Here is a 22945-nt window from a genome sequence, read left to right on the forward strand (position 1 = left end):
GCGCGCAGCGGCGCCTCCACCGGGCCGCCGTGGCGGCTCGCGGCCTGCGGCCGGCCGAGCAGGCCCCAGGGCCGCACCACCAGCACCACCGCCATCACCAGGAACTCGGCCACCAGCGTCAGCTTCGAGAACGAGAAGCTCACGCCCATCAGGTCGACGCTGCCGAGCCCGACGCACAGCGCCTTGATCTCGGCGATCAGCAGCGCCGCGACGTAGGCGCCGGGGATCGAGCCCATGCCGCCGACCACCACGACCACGAAGGCATCGCCGATCGTCAGCAGGTCCAGGCCCAGGTTGGCGGGTTCGCGCGGCAGCTGCAGCGCGCCGCCCAGGCCGGCCAGCATCGAGCCGAGCGCGAACACCGCGGTGAAGAGCCAGGCCTGGTTGACGCCGAGCGCGCCGGCCATCTCGCGGTCTTGCGTGGCGGCGCGCACCAGCGTGCCCCAGCGGGTGCGCGTGAGCAGCAGCCACAGCAGGCCGAGCACGGCCGGCCCGACGGCGATCAGCACCAGGTCGTAGCTCGGGAACTGCCGCCCGAGGATCTCGACCGAGCCGCGCAGCCCGGGCGCGCGCGGGCCGAGCAGGTCTTCGGGGCCCCACAGCCACAGCGCGCCGTCCTTGATCACCAGCACCAGCGCGAAGGTGGCGAGCAACTGGAACAGCTCGGGTGCGCGGTAGATGCGGCGCAGCAGCGTCATCTCGACCACCGCCCCGAGCACGCCCACCGCCAGCGCCGCCAGCAGCAGCGCCGGCCAGAACCAGGCGCCGCCGCCCAGGCGATCCACCAGCGTGTAGGCGAGGTAGATGCCCAGCATGTAGAACGAGCCGTGCGCGAAGTTGACGATGCGCGTGACGCCGAAGATCAGCGACAGGCCGGCCGCCACCAGGAACAGCGACGAGGCGCCGGCCAGGCCGTTGAGCAGTTGGACGATCAGACCGGAGAGACTCATGCTCAGTCAGCCGGGCGCAGTTTTTCCAGGATGGCGGCGCTCGGTTGCACCGTCGCGCCGTCGACGTAGCGGTAGTCGACCATCACGCCCTTGCCCTTGTCGTTCTTCGTCTTGCCGATGAAGGCACCCATCGTCGACTGGTGGTCCTCGGCGCGGTAGGTCACCTTGCCGAACGGTGTCTCGACCACCAGGCCGCGGAAGGCCGCGATCAGCTTCTCGGTCTCGGTGCTGCGGGCCTTGCGCACGCCCTCGGCCACCGACTTGATCAGGCTGTAGCCGACCACCGATCCGAGCCGCGGGTAGTCGTTGTACTTGCGGTGGTAGGCCAGGAAGAAGGCCTTGTGCTCGGGCGTCTGGATGCCGTACCAGGGGTAGCCGGTGACGACCCAGCCGTCCGGCGTCTCGTCCTTCAGCGGGTCGAGGTATTCCGGCTCGCCGGTCAGCAGGCTCACCACCTCGCGGCCCTTGAACAGCCCGCGCGTGTTGCCCTCGCGCACGAACTTGGCGAGGTCGGCGCCGAACAGCACGTTGAACACCGCGTCGGGCTTGGCGTCCGACAACGCCTGCACCACGCTGCCGGCGTCGAGCTTGCCCAGCGGCGGCGCCTGCTCGGCGACGAACTCGACGTCGGGCTGCGCGGCCTTCAGCAGCTGCTTGAAGGTCGCCACGGCCGACTGCCCGTACTCGTAGTTGGGGTAGACCAGCGCCCAGCGCTTCTTCTTCATCCTGACCGCATCGGGCACCAGCATCGCCACCTGCATGTAGGTGGAGGCGCGCAGCCGGTACGTGTAGCGGTTGCCGTTCTGCCAGACGATCTTGTCGGTCAGCGGCTCGCCGGCGAGGAAGAACACCTTCTTCTGCTTCGCGAAATCGGTGAGTGCCAGCCCGATGTGCGACAGGAACGAACCGGTCAGCACGTCGACCTGCTCGCGTGCCAGCAGCTCCTCGGCGGCACGCACCGCATCGCCGGGGTTGCCGTTGTCGTCGCGCGTCAGCAGCTGCAGCTGCTTTCCGTTGACGCCGCCGGCCGCGTTGACCTCTTCGACCGCCAGCTCCATGCCCTTCTTGTAGGGCTCCAGGAATGCAGGCTGGACCTTGTAGCTGTTGACCTCGCCGATCTTGATCGTGCCCTGGGCAAGCGCCGGGGCCGTCAGTGCAAGGCCGGTCAACGTGGCCGCGAGGGCGGCGCGCAAGCTCGTCGTCATGGGTGCTCCTGGTGGGGTCTGGGTGTCTTGATGGGGCCGCTCAGCGCAGCCCGTCCTTGCCTTCGATCTCGCTCGCCTGCAGGCCGCCGATGCGCGCCAGCGGCCGGCCGCTGTCGGTCACGACCACCGCGACGACGATCTCGTTGGCGCGCGGCGCATCCGCCACGCGCGCCTCCATCGCGTCGAAATGGCTGCGCACGTAGGCGGCATCCTTGTGGCCGAGCGGCACGTCGATCGCCGTGCCCAGCCCGCCGCGCTTCTTGCTCGACGGCACCAGCGCCGCGCCCTTCTCCACCGCGGCGCGCAGCGGCGCACCGAGCTTCGGGTGCAGGATGGCGGCCGCGTGCTCGAGCTCGCCGCCCTCGCCGACGATGGCGGCCTTGCCGTAGCTCTGCGCCTGCGCGGGGGCGATGCCCAGCGCCTGGACGCAGCGCCGGCCCAGCAGGTCGCCGAGCTCCTCGCCGATGGCGACCAGCTCGTCGAGCTGCTCCACGTAGCGCCCGGCAAACGGATTGGCGATCACCGCCATCGCCAGCGCCTTGCGCGCTGGCGGGTCGATGCTGCGGCCCATCTCGAGCCGGGTCTCGTCCACCTGGACGATGAGTTTGCGGATGCTGGCTTTCATGTCGCGATGCTCCTCAACGCTGGCCGTCCCACTTGGCGATCTCGCTCGCCTGCAAGCCCCCGACGCGCGCATGCACGCGCGGCCCGGTGCTCATCGCGAGGATGAAGACGATCTCGTCGGCGGCCGGCGCACCCGGCACGCGCACCTCGATCGCATCGAAATGGCTGCGCACGTAGCTGGCATTGATGTGCGTCAGCGGCACGTCGAGTGTCGCGCCCGGCGGCCCCACCTTCTTGGTCGACGGCACGATCGCCAGCGCGTTCGCCGGCTGGCCGCGCGGGCCGCTGGATTGGCCTTGCGCATACGCCGCCGCATCGCCGCGCCAGCCCAGCAGCTCGCGCATCGCGTAACCGCCCGGCACGTGCCACAGCGCACCGTGCTCCAGCTCGCCGGCGGCCCCGACGATGGCGCCCTTGCCGTAGCCTTCGATGCGCTCGGCCGGCACGTCCATCGCCGCGCGCAGCTGCTGCGCGAGCTGCACGCCCAGCGGCTGCAGCGCTGCCATCATCGGCAGGATGTCGACTTCGTGGCGGCCGGCATACGGGTTGGCCAGCACCGCCGCGATCGCGCCGCGGCGCAGCGGCTGCACCGCCGGTGGCCCGAACTCGTGGTGGATGTCCTCGACGTGGGTGAGGATGCGGCGGATCTCGATCATGCTGTTCCTGCTTGGCGTTTCATTAAGCAAATACTGAACCAACTGCCTCGTCGGCGACGACCGCCGCATGCTCGCGCTGGCACACCAGCAGCGCCGACCAGATCAGCCCGGCCGCCTGCAGCTCGCGCGCGCGCCGCTCGCCGCGGCGCAGCGCCAGTTGCACCAGCTCGGCGGGCAGCGCCGGCACGTCGACGGTGACCTCGATGTCGCCGAGGTCGGAATCGTCCTTCAGATCGCGGGCCGGGCGGCGCACGATGCGCGCGTCGTCGACGTTGACCGCATTCGCGATCACCGTGGCGGCGGCATCGGCCTGCGCGGCGTGGCGTGCCAGCACCGTGACGCTGTCGGCGATGCCGAGCGAGAAGCTGCGGCCGCGCCAGCCGCTGGTGGCCACGCCGCGCACCGGCAGCGCGGCATGCACGCTGAAGTCCGCGTCGGTGCGCAGGCTCCCGGCGATGGTGCGCCGCAACGCCGCGCCGTCGAAATCCGCCAGGTCGGCGAACAGGCCGACGCGCAGCGATTCGCCATCGGCCAGGTGCAGCGCGATGTCTCCGCCGTTGTTGACCCAGGCGCGCGCCACGCCGTCGCGCTGGTAGCAGCCGATCAGCTCCTGCGCCACCGCGCCCGCGACCGCGGCCATCGGCGTGATGAAGCCGGCGTGGTACGGGCGGCAGGCCCACCACATGCGCCGTGCGACCACGCCGAGCAGCGGACACGGGCCTTGCACCGGCCGGCGCAGCGTCGGCAGCTCGGACACCAGCTCGGGCAGCACGCCGGCGAAACGCTGCCAGGCGGCCTCGTGCGCGGCGGCCACGGCCTGCTCGTCGCCGTCGGCACCGATGACGATGTCGATCGGGCCGTGCTGGAAATGCCAGCGTCCGCCGGGGATGGGGCTGCGCTGCGCGATCATGCGGGTGTCGCTTCAGCCGAGCAGCGGCGGCTGCCCGAGCGGCCATGCATTGGCGGGCGGCTGCAGCGCAAAGCGCCGCGCCACCGGTGCGCCGTCGTCGTGCGAGGCGCCGCGGCGCAGCACGTCGGCGAGCGGGCGCACGTGCGCGGCGTGTCCGCCGAGCGCCTCGAAATCGTGCAGCCGCATGCTGAACTCGATCGGCGCGACGATGGCCGGCGTCGGCACGGTGCCGAAGCTGTGGTCGGGCATGCGCGACACGTCGACCATCACCGTGATCCCGCCGCCCGGCCACACGTAGGCCGGCGCACCGCCGCAGGTCACGTTGACCAGCGCCTGCTTGATCGCGCGCGTCAGCAGCACCGGGTTCTCGGTGACGCCGGCACGCAGGCTGCCGCCGGCACCGCCGAGGAACAGCACCGTGGCCAGCGACGGCTCGCAGTTCTCGCCGATGCGCTGCACGGTGCGTGCGACCGCCTCGGGCATGTCCGCCGCGCGCGGCACCAGCGCCTCGTCGAGCACGAACCAGGCGGCGTGCTCGCCGGTGGTCGAGGTCATCAGCAGCCGCAGCCCCGGCCAGGCCACCGCGGCATCCCAGGCCTCGATGATGGACAGTGGCTCGGCCAAGTCGGTGCCGCCCCAGCCGGTGCCGGGGTTGGCGACCTGGAAGTAGCGCCCCGGCGTGGACTTGCGCCCGCGCAGCCGGATGCCCGAGGGCCGCATGTCGAGGCAGCGGCCGGCCTGGTGCTCGGTCAGCACGCCGGTGATGTGGTCGTCGACCACCACCACCTCGTCGACCTGGCCGAAGAACTGCTTCGCGAAGATGCCCACCGTGGCCGAGCCGCAGCCCACGCGCATGCGCTGCTCCTCGACGCCGTTGACGATGGGCGCGCGGCCGGCCTGCACGGTGAGCTGCGAGCCGCCGTCGATGCTCAGCTCGACCGCCTGCTTGTTGCCGAGCGCCTGCATCATCTCGACCGTGACGCGGCCTTCCTTCTTGCTGCCGCCGGTGAGGTGGTGGACGCCGCCGAGCGACAGCATCTGCGAGCCGTATTCGGCGGTGCTGACGTGCCCGACGACCTCGCCCTTGCAGCGCACGTTGGCCTGCTCGGGGCCGAGCCAGCGGTCGGTGTCGATCTTCACCTTGAAGCTGCAGTAGCTGAAGATGCCCTCGGTGACCACGGTCACCAGGTCGACGCCGTCGGCCTGCGAGCCGACGATGAACGGCGCGGGCTTGTAGTCGGGGTAGGTGGTGGACGAGCCGACGCCGGTGACGAAGACCTCGCCGGCCGGCGCTGCGGCCTCGTCGCTCTCTTCACCCCGGGGCGCGAACGGCAGCACCTGCCCCTCGTCGCCCGCGGCCGCGCGGCGCAGCAGCAGCACCGGATCGACCCGCACCAGCGTGCCGGCGGCATTGGCATAGCGGTCGCAGGCGCCGGTGCGCCCCTCGCTGATCTGGCACAGGACAGGGCAGGCGTTGCACTCGATGCGGTTGGCCGCCATGCGCTCGCTGCGCGGGCGCGAACGCTCCAGCACCTGCGGCAGGGCCGCCACCTCGGGCATGCCGGGCAGGCCGTCGGTCTTGGTGTGTTCAGTCATGGCCGCCGCGCTTGCAGTGGTTGCGAAGGGAAGTGCATTTCATGTAGCATTCACTTAACGCTGATGTTGCGGATGCTACAACCGGAATCCGCGCCGCACAACCCTGATTTCACCCTCTCCCCTCCTCTCTCATCGACGACCCATTCTCGACGACCCACATGAGTGCATTCAACGAAGAGCGCGTGCTGAGCGTGCACCACTGGACCGACCGGCTGTTCACCTTCACCACCACGCGCGACCCGTCGCTGCGCTTCTCGAACGGCCACTTCACGATGATCGGCCTGCGGGTGGACGGCAAGCCGCTGCTGCGTGCCTACAGCGTGGCCAGCGCGAACTACGAGGAGCACCTCGAGTTCCTCAGCATCAAGGTGCCCGACGGCCCGCTCACCTCGCGCCTGCAGCACCTGAAGGTGGGCGACACCGTGATCGTCGGGCGCAAGCCCACCGGCACGCTGCTGCTCGACTACCTGCTGCCGGGCAAGCGGCTGTACCTGCTGTCCACCGGCACCGGTCTCGCACCTTTCATGAGCATCGTGCGCGACCCCGACACCTACGAGCGCTTCGACCAGGTCGTTCTGGTGCATGGCGTGCGCCAGGTCGACGAACTGGCTTATCACGACCTGCTGGTCGACCACCTGCCGAACCATGAATTCCTGGGCGACATCGTGGCCGGCAAGCTGCGCTACTACCCGACGGTGACGCGCGAGTCGTACCGCAACATGGGCCGCGTGACCGAGCTGATCGACACCGGCAAGCTGTTCGACGACCTGGCGCTGCCGGCGCTGGATGCGGCGCACGACCGCGTGATGATCTGCGGCAGCGCGGCGATGCTGCGCGACCTGAAGCACATGCTGGAGCACCGCGGCTTCAAGGAAGGCAACACCTCGCGCCCGGGCGATTTCGTGATCGAGCGCGCGTTCGCCGAGCAATAGATCCATGCCGACACCCGCCCCGCGCAAGCGCCCTGCCACCGGCACGTCGGCCGGCAGCAATGGCCGGCGCACCGGTGTGCGCGAGCAGGCCGCGCAGGCCACGCGCGAGGCCATCCTGCGTGCGGCCACCAAGGTGTTCGCCAAGCACGGCTTTGCCGGCGGGCGCGTGGAGCAGATCTCGAAGGCGGCCAAGTCCTACGACCGGATGATCTACTACTACTTCGGCAGCAAGGAAGAGCTCTTCGTGGCCGTGCTGGAGGAGATGTACCGCCGCTTCAACGAGGCCGAGTCGAAGCTGCAGCTCGACCTGGACCGGCCGGTGCAGGCGCTGAAGGACATCATCGGCTTCATGTGGACGTACTACCAGAAGAACCCCGAGTTCATCACGCTGCTGAACAGCGAGAACCTGCATCGTGGCAAGCACATCACCCGGTCGATGCGGGCGCGCGAGTTCTCGTCGCCGGCGGTCGACATCCTGGGCCGCGTGCTGGACAGCGGCGTCGCGCAGCGGCTGTTCCGCGCCGAGCTGTCGGCGCGCGACGTCTACCTGACGATCGCGGCGCTGGGCTACTTCTACCTGTCCAACCGCTTCACGCTGTCGGCCTTCCTCGGCGAGCCGCTGGAGGCACCGCCGGCGCTGGCGCACTGGCAGCAGGTGATCGTCGACACGGTGCTGCGCACGGTATCGCGCAGCGGATCCCTTCCCCCCGCACAGGAGTAGAGCCATGGCAGACGCAGCGGCAGGCAACGCGAAGTCCGGCAAGGTCGTGATCCGCAACATCGGCCTGCTGCTGTCGGGCGACATCGACCGGCCGATCCTGGATGCCGACACGGTGGTCGTCGATGACGGCCGGATCGTCGCGGTCGGGCGCGAGGCCGATTGCGATTCCGAGGGGGCCGTCACGGTGATCGATGCGCGCGGCACCTGCCTGTGCCCGGGGCTGATCGACAGCCACGTGCACCCGGTCTTCGGCGACTGGACGCCGCGCCAGAACCAGATCGGCTGGATCGATTCGACGATGCATGGCGGCGTGACGACGATGGTGTCAGCCGGCGAGGTGCACCTGCCTGGGCGCCCGAAGGACATCGTCGGGTTGAAGGCGCTGGCGATCACGGCGCAGCGTGCCTTCGACAACTTCCGCCCGGGTGGCGTGAAGGTGCTGGCCGGTGCGCCGGTGATCGAGAAGGGCATGGTCGAGAGCGATTTCGCCGAGCTGGCCGCGGCGGGCGTGAAGCTGCTGGGCGAGGTGGGCCTGGGCTCGGTGAAGGCCGGCGAGGAAGCGCAGCGCATGGTGGCCTGGGCGCGCAAGCACGGCATCCAGAGCACCATCCACACGGGCGGGCCGTCGATCCCCGGCTCCGGGTTGATCGACAAGGACGTGGTGCTGGAGGCCGATGCCGACATCATCGGCCACATCAACGGCGGCCACACGGCGCTGCCGGAGGCGCACGTCTGCGAGTTGTGCGAGCGCTCGACGCGGGCGATCGAGATCGTGCACAACGGCAACGAGAAGGTGGCGATCGCCGCGGCCCGGGCGGCGCTGGCGCTGAAGTGCCCGCACCGGGTGATCCTCGGCACGGACGGGCCGGCCGGCTCGGGGGTTCAACCGCTGGGGATGCTGCGCATGGTGGCGCTGCTGTCGAGCCTGGGCGGCATCCCGGCGGAGCTGGTGTTCTGCTTCGCCACCGGCAACACCGCGCGCATCCGCGGCCTGGACTGCGGATTGGTCGAGCCGGGCCGGGCGGCCGATTTCGTCTTCATGGACCGGGCGCAGCACACTGCGGGGCGCACGCTGCTGGAGAGCGTTCAGCTGGGCGACATCCCGGGCGTCGGGATGGTGATGATCGACGGCATCGTTCGCTGTGGGCGCAGCCGGAATACTCCGCCTGCAACTGAAGTGCCTGTGGTGCTTCACGGCTGAACGGCGGACGTGGCGCGAGCAAAGGCGGATGCGGGGAGGCAGGGGCGCGCCGGATGGAGCGGTCGCCGCGCCGGGGGCGCGTCGACTCCCCTACGCAGTCTGCTTTCAAGGCCCGTCGCCGAAACTCCCGCCGCTCGAAACTGTTGCCCCCCAGTCGTCGCTGCGCTCCTCCTGCCCCCAAGGGGCGCCACGCCAGGGGCCTGGCAAAGCCAGCTCCCCGGCGCGTAGCTTGATGAGTCGCGCGCTGCACTTGCTCCAGCCCCGGATTGGCATCCGGGCTACGAATACTGGGTAGCCCGGATGCCAATCCGGGGTCGCGGCACACGACATCAGAGCAAGCGCAGCGAGCGACCCATCAAGCAACGCGCCAGGGAACTGGCTTTGCCAGGCGTCAGGCGTTCGTGCCGTCCAAGTCCGCGCAGGCGGACTTGGAGCCGCGGCACTCACCCCCTCGGGGGCCGAGCCCGGACACAAAGAGTCCTGAGGACTCTTTGTGCCTGGCGAGGGGCTGGGCCTCCGGCCCAGCGCGGCCTGCAAGGCAGGAGCGAAGCGACTGGGGGGCCGTCATCTATTTCGACCAGTCCTGGTTGAGGCCCCCGCTGCACGCCTGTTGCCGCACATCAGCGCCGTCGCCGGTGGCACTGCCGCTGACGTCGGCGCACTTGCCGCTGTGCCGCGCCTTCAGCAGGAAGTAGCCGTTGTTCGACACCCATTGCCACTGCTGGTTGGTGCCACCGTTGCAGGCCCACTGCACAATGTCGGCGTTGTCCGCCGTCGACGCACCGCTGACGTCCAGGCACTTGCCGCTGTTGACGCTGACGACGTTGTAGTACCCGTTGCCCGCGTCGAAGAACTGCCATTGCTGCCAGGCACCCGAGTTCTGCGTGTACTGCCCGACGTTCGCGCCGTCGTTCTTGTTCGGGTTCTGCACGTCCAGCACCTTGCCGCTGTTGCGGTTCTTCACGTACACCACGGCGGGCGGCTGCCCGGCCGTGTAGTTGCCATCCTTCAGCACCGTGCCGTGCCGGTACGGCCCCACCGAGCTGAGGCCGGTCCAGGTGTTCAGGTCGGCGCTGGTGGCCGTCCAGATGCCGCCGTTGGTGTACTTGTCGATGTAGATGCGCCACTGGCCGTTCTCCATCTGCACCAGCGCCGGCGCCTCGTAGCCCGAGCCCCAGCCCGACCAGTTGCCGGTGCCCACCCAGCTCCACGGGCCGAGCAGGCTGCTGGCGATCGCGTGCTCGATGTACTTCGTCGATTCGTTCTTCGCGAACGCGTGGTACATGCCGTTCGACTTGACGACGAAGGTGTCGATCTTGTTGGTGCCGATGCCCATGTCGACCGGGCCGCTCCAACTCGTCAGGCTGCTGTTGCTCGCGGTGTAGACATACGGCTTGAAGTCCGATCCCTGCGGCCCCAGGCTCACGATCAGCTTCACCGTGCTGCCTTCGACGAACCACTCGGGCGCCCAGGTGTAGTAGGTGCCCGACACGCCGGCATCGACGGTGGCGACCTGCGTCCAGTTGATCAGGTTGGTGCTGGACGCGATGGCGAAATAGGTCGACGACGTGGTCCACGACTGCACGGTGTACGCGATGTAGTACTTGCCGTCGCTGTGCTTCATGATGCTCGGATCGCGCAACACGCCGGTGGAACCACCGAAATTGGTGTTGGACAGCAGCTTGAAATTCGTGGCGTCGCTCGAGAGATAGATCCAGAGTTTTTCGTCGGCCGCGGCATCGCCCTTGAAGGTGGCGAACACGTAGTCCGTTTCCGCGCGCACCGTGGTGGCATGGGTCGAAAGAAGCAGCATGGCTGCGCTGGCCAGCGCAGTGCGGAAGGCTTGGGTCATCGCTTGTCTCCTGGGTGCGCGCTGATGCGCGCTTGTCGTGGTGGGGGCGGATGGTAGGCAGGGCCGCCAGCACGGACCAATCGTTTTTTCCGGGCGTGCGATGCCAAGAATGAAATGGCATCCAGGGGCCATCGCGGGCCGTCATGCTTTCATCAATTCCTCGTCATGCAGGCCCGTCAACGTGCCTCGCAGAGGGCTCGTTGTGCTGTGGGTTCGCATCACTCCTGGAAGTCATCCGATGAGATTCGCCCCCTCCTTCGCATTGCAGCCGCTGGCCGTTGCGCTCCTCGCCACGGCCACCGGCTGCGCGGTGTACGAAGTCCCGCCACCGGTTCATCACGTGGTGGTCCGGCCCGCTCCGGCCGTCGTCTACACCGCGCCCGCGCCTGCACCGCAGCCGGTGGTCAGCGTCTATGTCGAGCCACCGATCGCACAGCCTGCGCCGATCCTGATCGGCTGGGCGCCGCCGCCGATGCGGGTCGAGGCGCCCCCACCGCTTCCGTACGACGGTGCGGTCTGGGTCGGCGGCTATTGGGTCTGGCAAGGCAACTGGGTGTGGGCGACAGGACACTGGATGGCGCCGCCCCGGCCGGACTGCGTGTGGGTGCATCCGTATTACGAGCATCGCGACGGGGGCGTCGTCTTCATCACCGGTCATTGGGGCACGGCCGGCGTGGCTTTCGTTCCGCCGGCACCGAGCTTGAGCCTGACGCTGGTCGCTGCAGCCCCCGGCGTCATTCCCGGCCCGCGGCCGATCGGCCCGGCGGGCGTGTTCGTGCCGCCGCCGCCGGGGTCTCGCATCGGCCTGATCGTGCCGGCCCCGATCGGCACGCCGCCGGCCGTGGTGACCAGCGCGGCCCCGGTGGTGAACGTCGGCATGCGCATCCAGAACAACAACACGACGGTGAACAACACCCGCATCACGAACATCACCAACGTGACGAACGTGACCATCGTCGCGCCGCCGAGCGCGACCGCGAACGGCAAGGGCTTCGAGAGCTCGGTGCCTGCGCAGGCTCACCTTGCGGCGGCCATGCCGGCGGTGGTTCACGCGCCGGCCCCGGTGCCTGTGTCGCCACGTCCGGCGCCCGCCTCGCCGCGCGAGGACGCGCATGCACGTGCCGAGCAGGACCACAAGGCCAGAGCCTCCGCACATGAGCGAAAGAAGGACGAGAAGGAAGAGAAGGCCGAGGAAAAAGCCGAAGAGAAGGCCGAGCGCGAACGCAGAGAACGAGCGAACCGCTGACGGATTCCGAGCCGTTGCAAGTCACATCCCAGTCGCGATTCCCCGATACCGTCCATCAGGGTAAATCGGGCTTCTGCAGATTTCCGCACGAGCGTACTTTTCGTGCCGGGTCATGAGCCCGTTTCGAACAACGACAGGGGGACGACATGCGACAAGCAACGCGCTGGGGATTGGCGCTGGCCGGCGGCATCCTGATCACGCTGGCCACCGCCGCGGTGGCGACGAATTACTCGTTGTGGATCAACGGCCGCACCGGCGGCGGCATTGCCGGCAACTACGCCGACTTCACCTACTGGGGCCCGGCCACCGTCGAGGCCGGCGTCAACAAGAAGTCCGTCAATTGGGACGGCTACAACCACATCTCCGACCAGAATTACCTGGTGCGCAATGCGCTCGATTGCTATTGCACCGGCCCCAACTGGTGCTACGTCGCGGCGCACAGCGCCGGTGACCTGATGATCGGCTACACGCTGTCGATGTACGGCGGCACGGCGCGCTACAAGAAGACCGCCGTGGCGGGCTCCAATGGCGAATGCGGCAACAGCGACGGCACGACGCAGACCGGCTGGAACATCAAGTGGGTCGACGTGGCCGCCGGCGCGGGCGGCGGCAGCGAGCTGGCCGATGCCGGCGACTGGGCCGTCTCCGAACCGCTGGTGTCCGACCTGAAGACCAGCACCGCACGCGCGCTGTACGACCACAACAACACGCGCTCGGCGATGTTCTACATGTACGCCGGCTCCAAGGGCACGCTGTATTCGTTCGTGCTGCCGGGGCAGGACGACGAGGTCGTCGCCTACCACTCCAGCGGCGGCGTGTCGGGCAGTTCCGGCGGCAGCTGGTGCAACCCGTCCGACTGGTTCTGCAACGACCTGACGCTGGGCACCGCGGCCAACGAAGGCGGCCGCGCCAAGTGGAGCAACCACTCGGTGGTGTTCCGCGACGATGCCGAGGCCTTCAACCACTACACCGACAAGAACTGGCAAGGCGTGGTGTCGAAGGTGCGGGCCGACATGGTGGCCAACGCGCACTGACGCCGCGGGGTCGCGCATGCGCAAGCCCAAGCCCGGCACCACCGGCGTAGTCGTGGTGGGCTGCGCCGCGCTGGCGGCGTGGCTCGGCGCGCTGCTCACCACCAGTGCCGCGCCGATCAACGCGGCACCGGCCCCTGTGGCCGCGGTCGCCACGGCCGCGCCCGCGGCGCCACCGCCGCCCTCCTTCATGGCCAGCGGCGTGCAGGCGCGCCAGGCCCAGCTCGCGCTGTGGCAGCAGCGGCTGTCGCGCGCGCAGGACACGCTGTCGAACTACAAGACCTCGACGCGCTACCCGCACGAGGCCCGCCCGCTGTCGGAACACCCCGACCAGCTGCGCCCCTTCGACCCGGTGGCCGAAGAGATGCCGCTGCGCACGCCGGGCGGCCAGCCGGCCAAGGGCGTGCATGTGCGCACGACGCAGGACCGCGTGTTCGCGAGCGGGTCGGAATCGGTGCGCTTCAGCGTGCGCGCGGTCGACGACAACGACCAGCCCTTGCCGCTGCTGGTCACGCGCGCCCTCGCCTTCGACCTGCCCGATCCGCGCCAGGTGGCAGGCCGGCCGCAGGTGCCGCTGGCGTTCAGCGACAGCGGCGCCGGCGACGGCAGCCTGGTTGCCGTGCTGCAGCCCTCGGCGCAAGGCTTCGGCGACTTCGCGGGCACGATCCGCACGCAGGTCTACCTGAACCAGGGCGGGCAGCTGGGCAACGTCTACTTCGATGTGGTCTACAACCCGCTGGTGCCGGCCGAATGGGCCGGTGTGCGCGAGGCGCTGCAGAACGGCTCGCTGGATTTCTTCCTGAAGGTGAAGGTGGCGCAGCCCGGCCGCTACGTGGCCAGCGCGCGCGTCGACGATGCCAACGGCAAGCCGTTCGCGCTGCTGAGCTTCAACGACGAGGTGGCCGTCGGCGAGCAGGAGTTCCGGCTGACGCTGTTCGGCAAGCTGGTGCGCGACGGCACGCCCACCTTCCCGCTGACGCTGCGCGACGTGCAAGGCTTCCTGTTGGTGCCCGACAAGTTTCCGGACCGCGCGATGATGCCGCGCGTCATCGGCACCGCCCACACCAGCCAGGTCTATGCGGCCGGCAGCTTCTCGGACGCCGAGTGGCGCAGCGAGGAGCGGGATCGCTACCTCACCGAGCTGGGCCGGGACGTCGACGAGGCGCAGCGGCAGGTACAGTCGCTGGCGAAATGAGACCCTTCCTCTGGTTCGCCGCCGTCTACCTCGTTGTCAGCGCGGCGACGTTCCTGGCGTATGCAGCCGACAAGTCGGCCGCACGCCGCCATGCGCGGCGCACGCCCGAAAGCACCCTGCACCTGCTGGCCCTCGCCGGGGGATGGCCGGGCGCCCTCGTCGCACAGCAACTGTTGCGTCACAAGACCGCCAAGCTCCGGTTCCGCATCATGTTCTGGGCCACGGTCCTTCTCAATGCGCTGGGCTTCGGGGCCTTGTGCTTTGCGCTGACGCGTTGACGACGCCCACCGCGGCCGACTAACATCGCGCCCTCTTCTCCGAGGACGACACACCGATGCGCACCTGAGCTTCCCCTCGACCTTCGCACCACGCCGCTGCCGGCGTGGTTGGTTCGTCTTGCCGGAAAGCTCCAGATGCCTCTCTCACTCGGTCTGCCCTCGGGCGGTGCGCTCGCCGCATCGCCTGCTTCTTCTCTCCCATCCTTCTCGTTCCACCTGCAGGACGTGTCGTGGCGCTGGCCCGACGGTCAATTGCTGTGGCAACACCCCCTGAGCCTGTCGATCGGCCGCGAGCGGCTGGGCATCGTCGGGCGCAACGGCGTCGGCAAGAGCGTGCTGGCGCGCCTGCTGGCCGGCGCGTCGCCCTCCGGCGGCGCCATCGAACGCCGCGGCCGCGTGCACCTGGTCTCGCCGCCCTTGCTGCCGCAGGACGTGCGCAGCGTCGGCGACACGATGGGCGTCGGCCCGCTGCTGGCGGCGGTCGCGCGTTCGAACGACGGCCTCGCGACGCCGGATGACCTGGTGCTGGCCGACGGCCACTGGGACCTGCCGGCCCGCGTGGCGCAGGCGCTGGCCGATGCGGGCCTGGCGGGCCTCTCGCCCACGGCGCCGCTGGCGCGCCTGAGCGGCGGCGAACGCATGCGCGTCGCACTGGCCGGCGCGATGGCCACGCAGGCCGACAGCGTCGTGCTCGACGAGCCGAGCAACCACCTCGACGCCGAGGCCCGCGACTGGCTGCTCGGCTGGCTGCAGGCGGCCTCGCGCACGGTGGTCGTCATCAGCCACGACCGGCAGTTGCTGGCGGCGGTGGACCGCATCGCCGAGTTGAGCCCGCGCGGCCTGGCCCTGTACGGCGGCAACCATGCGCTGTACGCGGCGCAGCGCGACGGCCAGGCGGCTGCGGCCGAGGCCGCGCTGACGCATGCACGGAACGCGCGCGAGGCCACCGTCGCGAAGTTGCGCCGCGAGCACGATGCGCGGTTGCGCCGGCAGGCCCACGGCCGCCTCGCCGCCCGCACGGCCAACCTGCCGCGCATGGCGATCAACGGCCTGCGCGAACAGGCCGAGGCCACCGGTGCACGCGCGGCGCGGCTGGGCCTGCACGCGCGCGACGCACTGGATGCTGCCGTGCGGTCCGCGGCCGACCGCGTGGAGCATGTGCCGGCGGTGTTCCTCGCGCTGCCGGCCAGCCGTGTCCCGCCCGGCAAGCCGGTGCTGCGGCTGGAGAACCTGCGTCTGCCGCACGTCGACGGGCCGCGCATCGACGACGTGCTGGCCGGCCCGGCGCGCATCGCGCTGACCGGCCCGAACGGCTGCGGCAAGAGCACGCTGCTGCGCGTCATCGCCGGCACGCTGGCGCCACGCGGGGGCAGCGCCAGCAGGCTGGTGCGCAGTGCGGCGCTCGACCAGGACGGCGGCGATGCATTGCCGCCGGACGTGTCGCTGCTCGATCACCTGCGCGCGCTGGACTGCCCGCTGGGGCAGGCCGAGCTGCGCACGCGGCTTGCGCAATGGCGCCTCGACGCCGCCCGCGTGGGGGTGCCGATGGGCCTGCTGAGCGCCGGCGAGCGCGTGAAGGCCGCCCTGGCCTGCGCGCTGTGGCGCGGCGAACCGGCGCAGCTGCTGTTGCTGGACGAGCCGACCAACCACCTCGACCTGGACAGCACGCTGGAGCTGCAGCAGGCCCTGCAGGGCTTCGAGGGCGCGCTGCTGGTGGCCTCGCACGACCCGGCGTTCCTGGCCGCGCTGCGGCCGACGCAGCACTGGCGCTGGCGGCACGGGCGGCTGCGCATCGGGGGGCTTCCCTAGCGGGCCGAGCGCCGGGCCGCCCCAAGCCTGTCCTGAGCCTGTCGAAGGGCCGGCCCGCATCCCCTGGGGGGATCGACCGGTGTACCCACCGGGCGAGGGGTCGTCATCTTTCCCGGATGGCCATCCGGGGTTTGTCGAACACATCCCGGATTGGCATCCGGGCTACGGGCGCAGTCGCTTGACGTCGTCGGGCCCCAGCTCCCAGGCCGGCCGCCCCGGCGCGAAACGCTGCCTCATGTAGCGCGCCAGTTCGACCACCTGCTCGTCGCTCAGGCTGTGGCCGAACGCCGGCATGTGCCCGGCCTGCGGCGTCGCCGGCTCGCGGATGCCTTCGAGGATCGTGCGCAGCAGGTTGTCGGGCCGCGCGCTGTGCAGGTTGCTGTTCAGCGCCAGCGGCAAGTTGGGCCCGAGCGTCCCGGGCCCGTCCCCATCGTGGTGGCAGGCGCCGCACGCCGTCGTGAACATGCGCTGCGCCGGCGTGCCGGCCAGCGCAGCCGCGCTCGCCTCGCTGGCCGACAGCAGCGCGCGCGCCCGCGCTTCGATCACCGTGGCCGGCGGGTTGAAGCTCGCCAGGTAGTGCGCCATCGCGCGCACGTCCTGCTCCGGCACGTCCGCCAGGCTCGCGACCACCGCCGCCATCGGCCCCGCGGCCACGCCGTGCTGCGGTGCCACGCCGTGGCGCAGGTAGCGGAACAGCTCGTCCTCCGTCCACGGCAGCGGCGCCTGCGACAGCGCGGTCAACGCCGGCGCCTCCCAGCCGTCGACGACGGCGCCCGCGAGCCAGGCCTGCCCCGGCTTCTCGGCACCCAGCGCATTGCGCGCGGTGTGGCAGCCGCCGCAGTGGCCGGCACCGTTCACCAGGTACTCGCCGCGGTTCCACAGCGGCGAGCGCGACGGATCCGCGGCGACCGGCCCCGGCGCCAAGTACAGCGCATTCCACAGCGCCATCAGCGGCCGCACGTCGAACGGAAAGCCGAGTCGCGTCGGCGCATGCGCGGTGCGCACCGGCGGCTGCGCCTGCAGGTGGGCGTACAGCGCCAGCAGGTCGTCGTCGGTCAGGCGCGTGAACGCGGTGTACGGGAACGCCGGGTACAGCCAATGCCCGTCGCGCGAGACGCCGTCGCGCATCGCGCGTTGGAAGGCGCTGAACGACCAGCGGCCGAGCCCGCTGTCCGGGTCGGGTGTCAGGTTGGTGGTGACGATGTCGCCGAAGGGCGTGGCCATCACGCGCCCACCGGCATTCGGCACGCCGCCCGGCGCCGTGTGGCACACCGCGCAGTCGCCGGCTGCGGCCAGTTGGCGACCGCGCTCGAGCATCGCCGCGGTGTAGACGCCGGCCCCCGAGGTCGCGACCGGGGCGATCGACGGCCGCCAACCCAGCGCCGCCGCACCGAGCCCGAGCACCCCGACTGCCAAAGCGCCCAGCAGGGCCGGCAGTGTCTTGCGCCGGCGCGGCACGTCGATCACCGGACGTGGCACCTCGGGCGCCTGCGCAGGCACAGGCTGCGGCCCCGGCAGCGGGTTCAGCGCCGCCCGCACCACCTCGGGCGTGAACGGCGGGTTGCGAAAGCGCACGCCGGTGGCGTCGAAGATCGCGTTCGCGATCGCCGCGGTGCCCGGCACCGACGCCGACTCGCCGGCACCCAGCGGCGGCTCGCCGGGGCGCGGCATCATCAGCACCTCGACCACCGGCAGCTCGCGGAAAGTGAGGATCGGGTAGCTGCTCCATTCGCGGCTGGCCACCGCGTGCGTCTGCGGGTCCAGCTGCACCCGCTCCTTGAGCGCGCGGCTGGTGGTCTGCAGCACGTTGCCGTGGATCTGGTGCTGCACGCCGGCCGGGTTCACCATCAGCCCGGCATCGTGGCCCACCACCACCCGGCTCACGTGCACCTCGCCGGTCCGCCGGTTCACCTCGACGTCGGCCACCCAGGCGGCCCAGGCCGCGCCGTAGCCGGGGAATTTGCTGTGCACGTAGCGGGCGTAGGCGAAGCCCTGCCCCTTCAGCACGTCGCCGTTGGCGGCCTGCTGCCGAGGCCGTGCATGGGGCAGCCAGCCGGCCCGCGCGGCCGTCGCGCGCACCAGCTCGGCGGCGCGCTCGTCCGGCAGCTGACGCAGCCGGAACTCGACCGGGTCGACGCCCGCCGCCGTGGCGAGCTCGTCGACATAGGACTCGTGCGCGAACGAGTTCGGCAGTGCCGACACGCCGCGCAGCCACGAGGCCCGCAGGATCGGCGCCATGTCGCGCGCGGTCACGCGCAGGTGCTCGTAGGCATAGGGCGGCACCGCGGTGCGGTCGCCCATCTCGTAGGCCACCGCCACCGGCTCGACGGTGCGCGTCAGCAGCAGGGCCAGCGTCGGCGCGCCATTCGACGGGTACGAGGTCTGGAAGTCGTACGCAGCCACCGACCCGTCGGCATTCAGCCCGCCGTTCACCTCCATCAGCTGGGCCGCGCCCTTCGGCTCCCAGGCGTGCTCCTGCTCGCGCGACAGCTGCACCCGCACCGGCCGGCCCACCGCGCGCGACAGCAGCAGCGCGTCGGCCGCGACGTCGTCGGCGCAGTTGCGGCCATAGCAGCCCGCCGCCTCCATGCGCACCACGTCGATCGCGGTGTCGGCCAGGCCGGTCAGGCGCGCCAGGTCGGCGCGCAGCACGTGCGGGTTCTGCGTGCCGGCCCACACGGTGGCCGCGTCGCCGCGCCAATCGGCCAGCGCGCACGACGGGCCGATCGACGCATGCATCTGGTACGGCCACAGGTAGCTGCGGCGCATCGGCTGGTCGGCCGCGGCGATGGCGGCGTCGACGTCGCCGCGCTCGAGCAGCCGGCGCGCGGTGGCCGGCTGCACGCGCAGCGCGTGCTCGACATCGCGCAGCGCGTCCAGGCCCGGCCAGGGTTTCCAGGCCACCGCCAGCGCGTGCATCGCGGCCTCGGCCTGCTCCTCGCGCTCGGCCACGATGCCGACGAAATCGCGGATCACCACCACCGAGACGATGCCGGGCAGGTGCGCGATCGAGGCCTCGTCCACCGACTCCAGCGAGTTGCCGACGAACTCGCCCGCATCCACGCCCGCGTACGGCGGGCGCACGACCCGGCCATGCAGCATGCCGGGCACGCGCATGTCGTGCACGAAGACCGGTTCGCCGCTCGCCTTGGCCGGAATGTCGACGCGCGGCAGCGCGCGGCCCACCACGCGGTAGTCGGCCACCGCCTTCAACGGCGCGGCGACCGACAGCGCCAGCTCGACGTGGCGCCCGGCCAGCAGCGCGCCGCGGGGCAGCTCGCGCCCTGCCCGCTGCTGCTGCAGCCAGGCGCGCGCCGTCGCGGCCGCCTGGCGCAAGGGCACGGCGTGCACCTGGATCGACGAGCTCGCGATCGTCGCGCCCTGGTTCGGCGCGCTGGCCGTGTGGCCCAGTACCACGTGCACGTCGGCCGCTTCGGCATCCAGTTCCTCGGCGACGATCTGCGCCAGCGCGGTGCGGATGCCGGTGCCCAGGTCGACGTGGCCGTGCAGCGCGGTGATGCTGCCGTCGTCCCACACCGCGATCAGGATCTCCACCCCTTCGGCCGGGTTGCCTGCGACGACCGCCGGCTGCCCGGGTGACGGCGGCGGCGCGGGCGGCGGCTCCCGCGTGACCAGCAGCACGCCCTCGGCGGCGTGGAAATCGGCGCGCGTGCGCGGCTGCGCGGCCCGGTTCATCGAGAAGCCATCCGCTGCGCCGCGAGCCGCACCGCCTGCAGGATCTCCAGGTGCGTGCCGCAACGGCACAGGTTGTGCGACAGCGCGGCGCGGATCTGCGCCTCGGTCGGTGCCGGGTGGCGCGCCAGCAGCGCGACGGTCGCGACGATCATGCCGTTCAGGCAGTAGCCGCACTGCGCGGCCTGCGCATCGATGAAGGCCTGCTGCACCGGGTGCAGCGCATCGCCTCCGGCCAAGCCTGCCAGGCCTTCCAGCGTGGTCACGCCGCGCCCGGCCACGCCGCCCGCCGGCACGGTGCAGGCGCGCGCCGCCACGCCGTCGATCAGCACGCAGCAGGCGCCGCACTCCCCCAGCCCGCAGCCGTACTTCGGGCCGTTCAGTCCCAGGTCGTTGCGCAGCACCTGCAGCAGCGGCGCGGCGGCCGGCACGTCGAGCGTGTGCGTGCGGCCGTTGACGTGCAGCATGAGCGCCATCAGACGCCCAGGTGGTTGCGCCGCACCTCTTCGTTGGCGGCCAGCTCGGCCATGCTGCCTTCGAAGCGGATCTGGCCCTTCTCGAGCACGTAGGCCCGGTCGGACACCAGCCCGGCGAAATGCATGTTCTGCTCCGACAGCAGGATGCTGACGCCTTGCGCCTTCAGCTCCAGGATCATCTGCGCCATCTGCTCGACGATCAGCGGCGCCACGCCCTCCGACGGCTCGTCGAGCAGCACGACGAAGGGGTTGCCCATCAGCGTGCGCGCCACCGTCAGCATCTGCTGCTCGCCGCCGCTCATCTGGCCGCCGGGCCGCTCGACCATCTCGCCCAGGTTGGGGAACAGCCGGTACAGCCGGTCCGGCGTCCACTGCGGCGCGGCGCGGCCGTCCGGCCAGTGGCGCGGCGGCAGCCGGCCGACCTCCAGGTTCTCGCGCACGCTGAGCTCGCTGAAGATGCGACGGTCTTCGGGCACGAAGCCGAGGCCCAGCCGGGCGATCTCGAACGGCGCACGCGCCGAGATGTCGTGCCCGGCGAAGCGCACCTCGCCGCGGCGCCGGCCGAGCAGGCCCATCAGCGCCTTCAGCGTGGTCGACTTGCCCGCGCCGTTGCGGCCCATCAGCGCCACCACCTCGCCGCGCCGCACCTCCAGCCCGACGTCGAACAGGATCTGCGCCGCGCCATACCAGCCGCACAGCCCGCGGGCCGACAGCAGCAGCTCGTGCGCCGGGCCGGCCTGCGCGGCGAAGAACTTCTCGGATGCGTTCATCGAACGGTCGCCTCCTGGTGCTCGAAGGTCTTGCCGCTGCCGAAATAGACCTCCTGCACCTTCGGGTGGTTGCGGATCTCCGCCGGTGAACCTTCGGCGATCAGCCGGCCGCGGGCCAGCACGATGATGCGGTCGGCATGCGCGAACACCACGTCCATGCTGTGCTCGGTGAACAGCACCGCCATGCCGCGCTCCTGCACCAGCGCCTTGGTCAGGGCCATCAGTTCGTTGCGCTCGCGCGGCGCCATGCCGGCGGTCGGCTCGTCCATCAGCAGCAGCTTCGGGCCGTTGGCCATCGCGATCGCCAGCTCGACGCGCTTCACGTCGCCATAGGCCAGCTCGCTGCACGGGCGGGGGGCCTGCGCCTGCATGCCCACCTGCTCCAGCAGCGCCTGCGCATCGTCGCGGCGGTGGTCGGCGGCGCGGCGCCACAGCGAGAACAGCTTCCGGTCGGCCGACAGCAGCGCCATCTGCACGTTCTCGAGCACCGTCATCGACGCGAAGGTCTCGGCAATCTGGAAGGTGCGCCCCACCCCCTGGCGCCAGATGTCGCGCGGCCGCAGGCCCACCAGCTCGCGGCCGGCGAATCGGATGGAGCCGGTGTCGGCGCGCAGCTGGCCGTTCACCATGTTGAAGGTGGTGGACTTGCCGGCACCGTTGGGGCCGATCAGCGCCAGCAGCTCGCCGGCGGCAATCTCGAAGCTGACGCCGTCGACCGCCTTGTTGCCGCCGAAGGCCTTGCCCAGGCCTTGCACGCTGAGCAGGCTCACTGGAGTACCTTCGTGCTGCGCACTGCGGTATTCGCCCTGGGGGCGGCCCGGCGGGCTCATGGCGCTACCCCGGCCGGTTTGCGCAGCCGCACCGCGAGCTGCTGCGCGAAGCCCGCGAGGCCTTGCGGGAAGGCCAGCACCAGCAGCAGCACGATGGCGCCGAGCAGCGCGCGCCAGTAGTCGGTGTTGCGCGCCACGCTGTCCTGCAGCCAGGTGAAGGTGACGGCGCCGACCACCGGCCCGGCCAGTGTCTGCACGCCCCCCAGCAGCACCATCACCAGCCCGTCGACCGACTTGCCGACGGCCAGCGTGTCGGGCGAGATGCTGCCCTTCGAGAACGCGTACAGCGCGCCGGCCAGGCCCGCGAACAGGGCCGCCACGACGAAGGCCATCCACTGCTGGAGCGGCACGTCGATCCCGATCGCATCGGCGCGCAGCGGCGAGTCGCGCCCGGCCCGCATCGCCAGGCCGAACGGCGAGAACAGCATGCGCCGCAGCGCCAGCACGCCGGCCCCCACCAGCAGCAGCGCCAGGCCGTAGTAGGCCCGCTTGTCCGCCAGCCACGCGGCCGGCCAGACGCCGGTCAGGCCGTTGCTGCCGCCGGTCACCTCGTCCCACTGGTAGCACACCGACCAGACGATCTGCGCGAAGGCCAGCGTCAGCATCGCCAGGTACACGCCCGACAGGCGCACGCAGAACCAGCCGAACAGCAGCGCACCGGCGCCCGCGGCCAGCGGTGCCAGCAGCAGCGCCAGCTCCATCGGCAACCCGGCCGAGCGCACCAGCAGCGCGGCACCGTAGGCGCCCAGCCCGAAGTAGGCCGCGTGACCGAACGAGTGCATGCCCGCCGGCCCCATGATGAAGTGCAGGCTGGCGGCGAACAGCGCGGCGATCAGCAGGTCGATCGCCAGCACGGTGACATACGGCGACTGCGCGCTGAGCAGCGGCAGCAGCACGAGCGCGGCCAGCAGCCCCCAGGCGGCCCGGCGCTGCGCGGGCCCCGCGGCGCGCAGCGGCGCCTCCACCGGGC

General features: G+C 71.0%; 20 protein-coding genes. 8 read left to right on the top strand and 12 right to left on the bottom strand.

All coding sequences use genetic code 11. The features are described 5' to 3' along the window. The 6 genes from AC1DYN_RS25515 to AC1DYN_RS25540 form a co-directional block, all read right to left on the bottom strand. A partial coding sequence (locus tag AC1DYN_RS25515; RefSeq protein WP_477964314.1) for a branched-chain amino acid ABC transporter permease occupies positions 1–950 on the bottom strand: 950 nt, incomplete at its 3' end. A gap of 2 nt (positions 951–952) precedes the next feature. Beyond that, positions 953–2155, bottom strand: a complete 1203-nt coding sequence (locus AC1DYN_RS25520; RefSeq protein WP_477964316.1) for an ABC transporter substrate-binding protein — start codon at positions 2153–2155, stop codon at positions 953–955. Between the two features lie 40 nt (positions 2156–2195). Next, entirely contained in the window at positions 2196–2780 is a 585-nt protein-coding gene (locus AC1DYN_RS25525; RefSeq protein ID WP_477964318.1) for an amino acid synthesis family protein, read from the bottom strand. A gap of 13 nt (positions 2781–2793) precedes the next feature. Continuing rightward, complete coding sequence (locus tag AC1DYN_RS25530; RefSeq protein WP_477964320.1) at positions 2794–3435, bottom strand: amino acid synthesis family protein; 642 nt, start codon at positions 3433–3435, stop codon at positions 2794–2796. Positions 3436–3457: 22 nt separating this feature from the next. Further along, positions 3458–4345 (bottom strand): UPF0280 family protein, encoded by an 888-nt coding sequence (locus AC1DYN_RS25535; protein WP_477964322.1) that lies wholly within the window; start codon positions 4343–4345, stop codon positions 3458–3460. A gap of 12 nt (positions 4346–4357) precedes the next feature. Beyond that, positions 4358–5941, bottom strand: coding sequence for a 6-hydroxynicotinate reductase (locus AC1DYN_RS25540; protein ID WP_477964324.1), 1584 nt, complete (start codon positions 5939–5941; stop codon positions 4358–4360). Positions 5942–6099: 158 nt separating this feature from the next. Here AC1DYN_RS25540 and AC1DYN_RS25545 point away from each other — a divergent pair, with 158 nt between their 5' ends. From AC1DYN_RS25545 to AC1DYN_RS25555, 3 genes are read left to right on the top strand one after another with little or no spacing between them, the layout of a single operon-like run. Further along, on the top strand, positions 6100–6873 hold the full coding sequence (locus AC1DYN_RS25545; protein ID WP_477964326.1) for a ferredoxin--NADP reductase: 774 nt from the start codon (positions 6100–6102) through the stop codon (positions 6871–6873). 4 nt (positions 6874–6877) lie between these two features. Continuing rightward, a complete protein-coding gene (locus AC1DYN_RS25550) occupies positions 6878–7594 on the top strand; it encodes a TetR family transcriptional regulator (protein ID WP_477964328.1) in 717 nt (238 codons plus the stop codon). A gap of 4 nt (positions 7595–7598) precedes the next feature. Beyond that, positions 7599–8795, top strand: coding sequence for an amidohydrolase family protein (locus AC1DYN_RS25555; protein ID WP_477964330.1), 1197 nt, complete (start codon positions 7599–7601; stop codon positions 8793–8795). Between the two features lie 568 nt (positions 8796–9363). Here AC1DYN_RS25555 and AC1DYN_RS25560 read toward each other — a convergent pair. Then, positions 9364–10647 (bottom strand): RICIN domain-containing protein, encoded by a 1284-nt coding sequence (locus tag AC1DYN_RS25560; protein WP_477964332.1) that lies wholly within the window; start codon positions 10645–10647, stop codon positions 9364–9366. 262 nt (positions 10648–10909) lie between these two features. Between AC1DYN_RS25560 and AC1DYN_RS25565 the strand changes: the two genes are divergently transcribed. The 5 genes from AC1DYN_RS25565 to AC1DYN_RS25585 all read left to right on the top strand — a co-directional run bounded on the left by AC1DYN_RS25565 (position 10910) and on the right by AC1DYN_RS25585 (position 16206). Further along, a complete protein-coding gene (locus AC1DYN_RS25565) occupies positions 10910–11893 on the top strand; it encodes a YXWGXW repeat-containing protein (protein ID WP_477964334.1) in 984 nt (327 codons plus the stop codon). A gap of 146 nt (positions 11894–12039) precedes the next feature. Continuing rightward, positions 12040–12927, top strand: coding sequence for a hypothetical protein (locus AC1DYN_RS25570; RefSeq protein ID WP_477964336.1), 888 nt, complete (start codon positions 12040–12042; stop codon positions 12925–12927). A gap of 16 nt (positions 12928–12943) precedes the next feature. Next, a complete protein-coding gene (locus AC1DYN_RS25575) occupies positions 12944–14119 on the top strand; it encodes a hypothetical protein (RefSeq protein ID WP_477964338.1) in 1176 nt (391 codons plus the stop codon). Then, entirely contained in the window at positions 14116–14397 is a 282-nt protein-coding gene (locus tag AC1DYN_RS25580) for a DUF1294 domain-containing protein (RefSeq protein WP_477964340.1), read from the top strand. Before AC1DYN_RS25575 ends, AC1DYN_RS25580 begins: the two co-directional genes overlap by 4 nt. 135 nt (positions 14398–14532) lie before the next feature. Continuing rightward, the gene (locus tag AC1DYN_RS25585) at positions 14533–16206 is read left to right on the top strand and encodes an ABC-F family ATP-binding cassette domain-containing protein (protein ID WP_477964342.1); all 1674 of its coding nucleotides are present in this window, start codon (positions 14533–14535) and stop codon (positions 16204–16206) included. Between the two features lie 162 nt (positions 16207–16368). Here AC1DYN_RS25585 and AC1DYN_RS25590 read toward each other — a convergent pair whose 3' ends face one another. The 5 genes from AC1DYN_RS25590 to AC1DYN_RS25610 form a co-directional block, all read right to left on the bottom strand. Then, positions 16369–19902 (bottom strand): molybdopterin cofactor-binding domain-containing protein, encoded by a 3534-nt coding sequence (locus tag AC1DYN_RS25590; protein ID WP_477964344.1) that lies wholly within the window; start codon positions 19900–19902, stop codon positions 16369–16371. Then, the gene (locus AC1DYN_RS25595; protein WP_477964346.1) at positions 19899–20375 is read right to left on the bottom strand and encodes a (2Fe-2S)-binding protein; all 477 of its coding nucleotides are present in this window, start codon (positions 20373–20375) and stop codon (positions 19899–19901) included. Before AC1DYN_RS25595 ends, AC1DYN_RS25590 begins: the two co-directional genes overlap by 4 nt. Next, on the bottom strand, positions 20375–21145 hold the full coding sequence (locus tag AC1DYN_RS25600; RefSeq protein WP_477964348.1) for an ABC transporter ATP-binding protein: 771 nt from the start codon (positions 21143–21145) through the stop codon (positions 20375–20377). The genes AC1DYN_RS25595 and AC1DYN_RS25600 overlap by 1 nt, the downstream gene beginning before the upstream one ends. Next, positions 21142–21915, bottom strand: coding sequence for an ABC transporter ATP-binding protein (locus AC1DYN_RS25605; protein ID WP_477964352.1), 774 nt, complete (start codon positions 21913–21915; stop codon positions 21142–21144). The genes AC1DYN_RS25600 and AC1DYN_RS25605 overlap by 4 nt, the downstream gene beginning before the upstream one ends. A gap of 56 nt (positions 21916–21971) precedes the next feature. Next, on the bottom strand, positions 21972–22945 hold a 974-nt coding region (locus tag AC1DYN_RS25610), incomplete at its 5' end, for a branched-chain amino acid ABC transporter permease (protein ID WP_477964350.1).

The organism is Rhizobacter sp. P2_D12 (genome assembly GCF_056404395.1).

Excerpts from the sequence above, each read along its gene's own strand:
- AC1DYN_RS25535 (WP_477964322.1), bottom strand. The coding sequence starts at position 4,345 with ATGATCGCGCAGCGCAGCCCCATCCCCGGCGGACGCTGGCATTTCCAG.
- AC1DYN_RS25545 (WP_477964326.1), top strand. The coding sequence starts at position 6,100 with ATGAGTGCATTCAACGAAGAGCGCGTGCTGAGCGTGCACCACTGGACC.
- AC1DYN_RS25550 (WP_477964328.1), top strand. The coding sequence starts at position 6,878 with ATGCCGACACCCGCCCCGCGCAAGCGCCCTGCCACCGGCACGTCGGCC.
- AC1DYN_RS25595 (WP_477964346.1), bottom strand. The coding sequence starts at position 20,375 with ATGGCGCTCATGCTGCACGTCAACGGCCGCACGCACACGCTCGACGTG.
- AC1DYN_RS25530 (WP_477964320.1), bottom strand. The coding sequence starts at position 3,435 with ATGATCGAGATCCGCCGCATCCTCACCCACGTCGAGGACATCCACCAC.
- AC1DYN_RS25520 (WP_477964316.1), bottom strand. The coding sequence starts at position 2,155 with ATGACGACGAGCTTGCGCGCCGCCCTCGCGGCCACGTTGACCGGCCTT.
- AC1DYN_RS25600 (WP_477964348.1), bottom strand. The coding sequence starts at position 21,145 with ATGAACGCATCCGAGAAGTTCTTCGCCGCGCAGGCCGGCCCGGCGCAC.
- AC1DYN_RS25580 (WP_477964340.1), top strand. The coding sequence starts at position 14,116 with ATGAGACCCTTCCTCTGGTTCGCCGCCGTCTACCTCGTTGTCAGCGCG.
- AC1DYN_RS25590 (WP_477964344.1), bottom strand. The coding sequence starts at position 19,902 with ATGAACCGGGCCGCGCAGCCGCGCACGCGCGCCGATTTCCACGCCGCC.
- AC1DYN_RS25570 (WP_477964336.1), top strand. The coding sequence starts at position 12,040 with ATGCGACAAGCAACGCGCTGGGGATTGGCGCTGGCCGGCGGCATCCTG.
- AC1DYN_RS25555 (WP_477964330.1), top strand. The coding sequence starts at position 7,599 with ATGGCAGACGCAGCGGCAGGCAACGCGAAGTCCGGCAAGGTCGTGATC.
- AC1DYN_RS25585 (WP_477964342.1), top strand. The coding sequence starts at position 14,533 with ATGCCTCTCTCACTCGGTCTGCCCTCGGGCGGTGCGCTCGCCGCATCG.
- AC1DYN_RS25560 (WP_477964332.1), bottom strand. The coding sequence starts at position 10,647 with ATGACCCAAGCCTTCCGCACTGCGCTGGCCAGCGCAGCCATGCTGCTT.
- AC1DYN_RS25575 (WP_477964338.1), top strand. The coding sequence starts at position 12,944 with ATGCGCAAGCCCAAGCCCGGCACCACCGGCGTAGTCGTGGTGGGCTGC.
- AC1DYN_RS25525 (WP_477964318.1), bottom strand. The coding sequence starts at position 2,780 with ATGAAAGCCAGCATCCGCAAACTCATCGTCCAGGTGGACGAGACCCGG.
- AC1DYN_RS25540 (WP_477964324.1), bottom strand. The coding sequence starts at position 5,941 with ATGACTGAACACACCAAGACCGACGGCCTGCCCGGCATGCCCGAGGTG.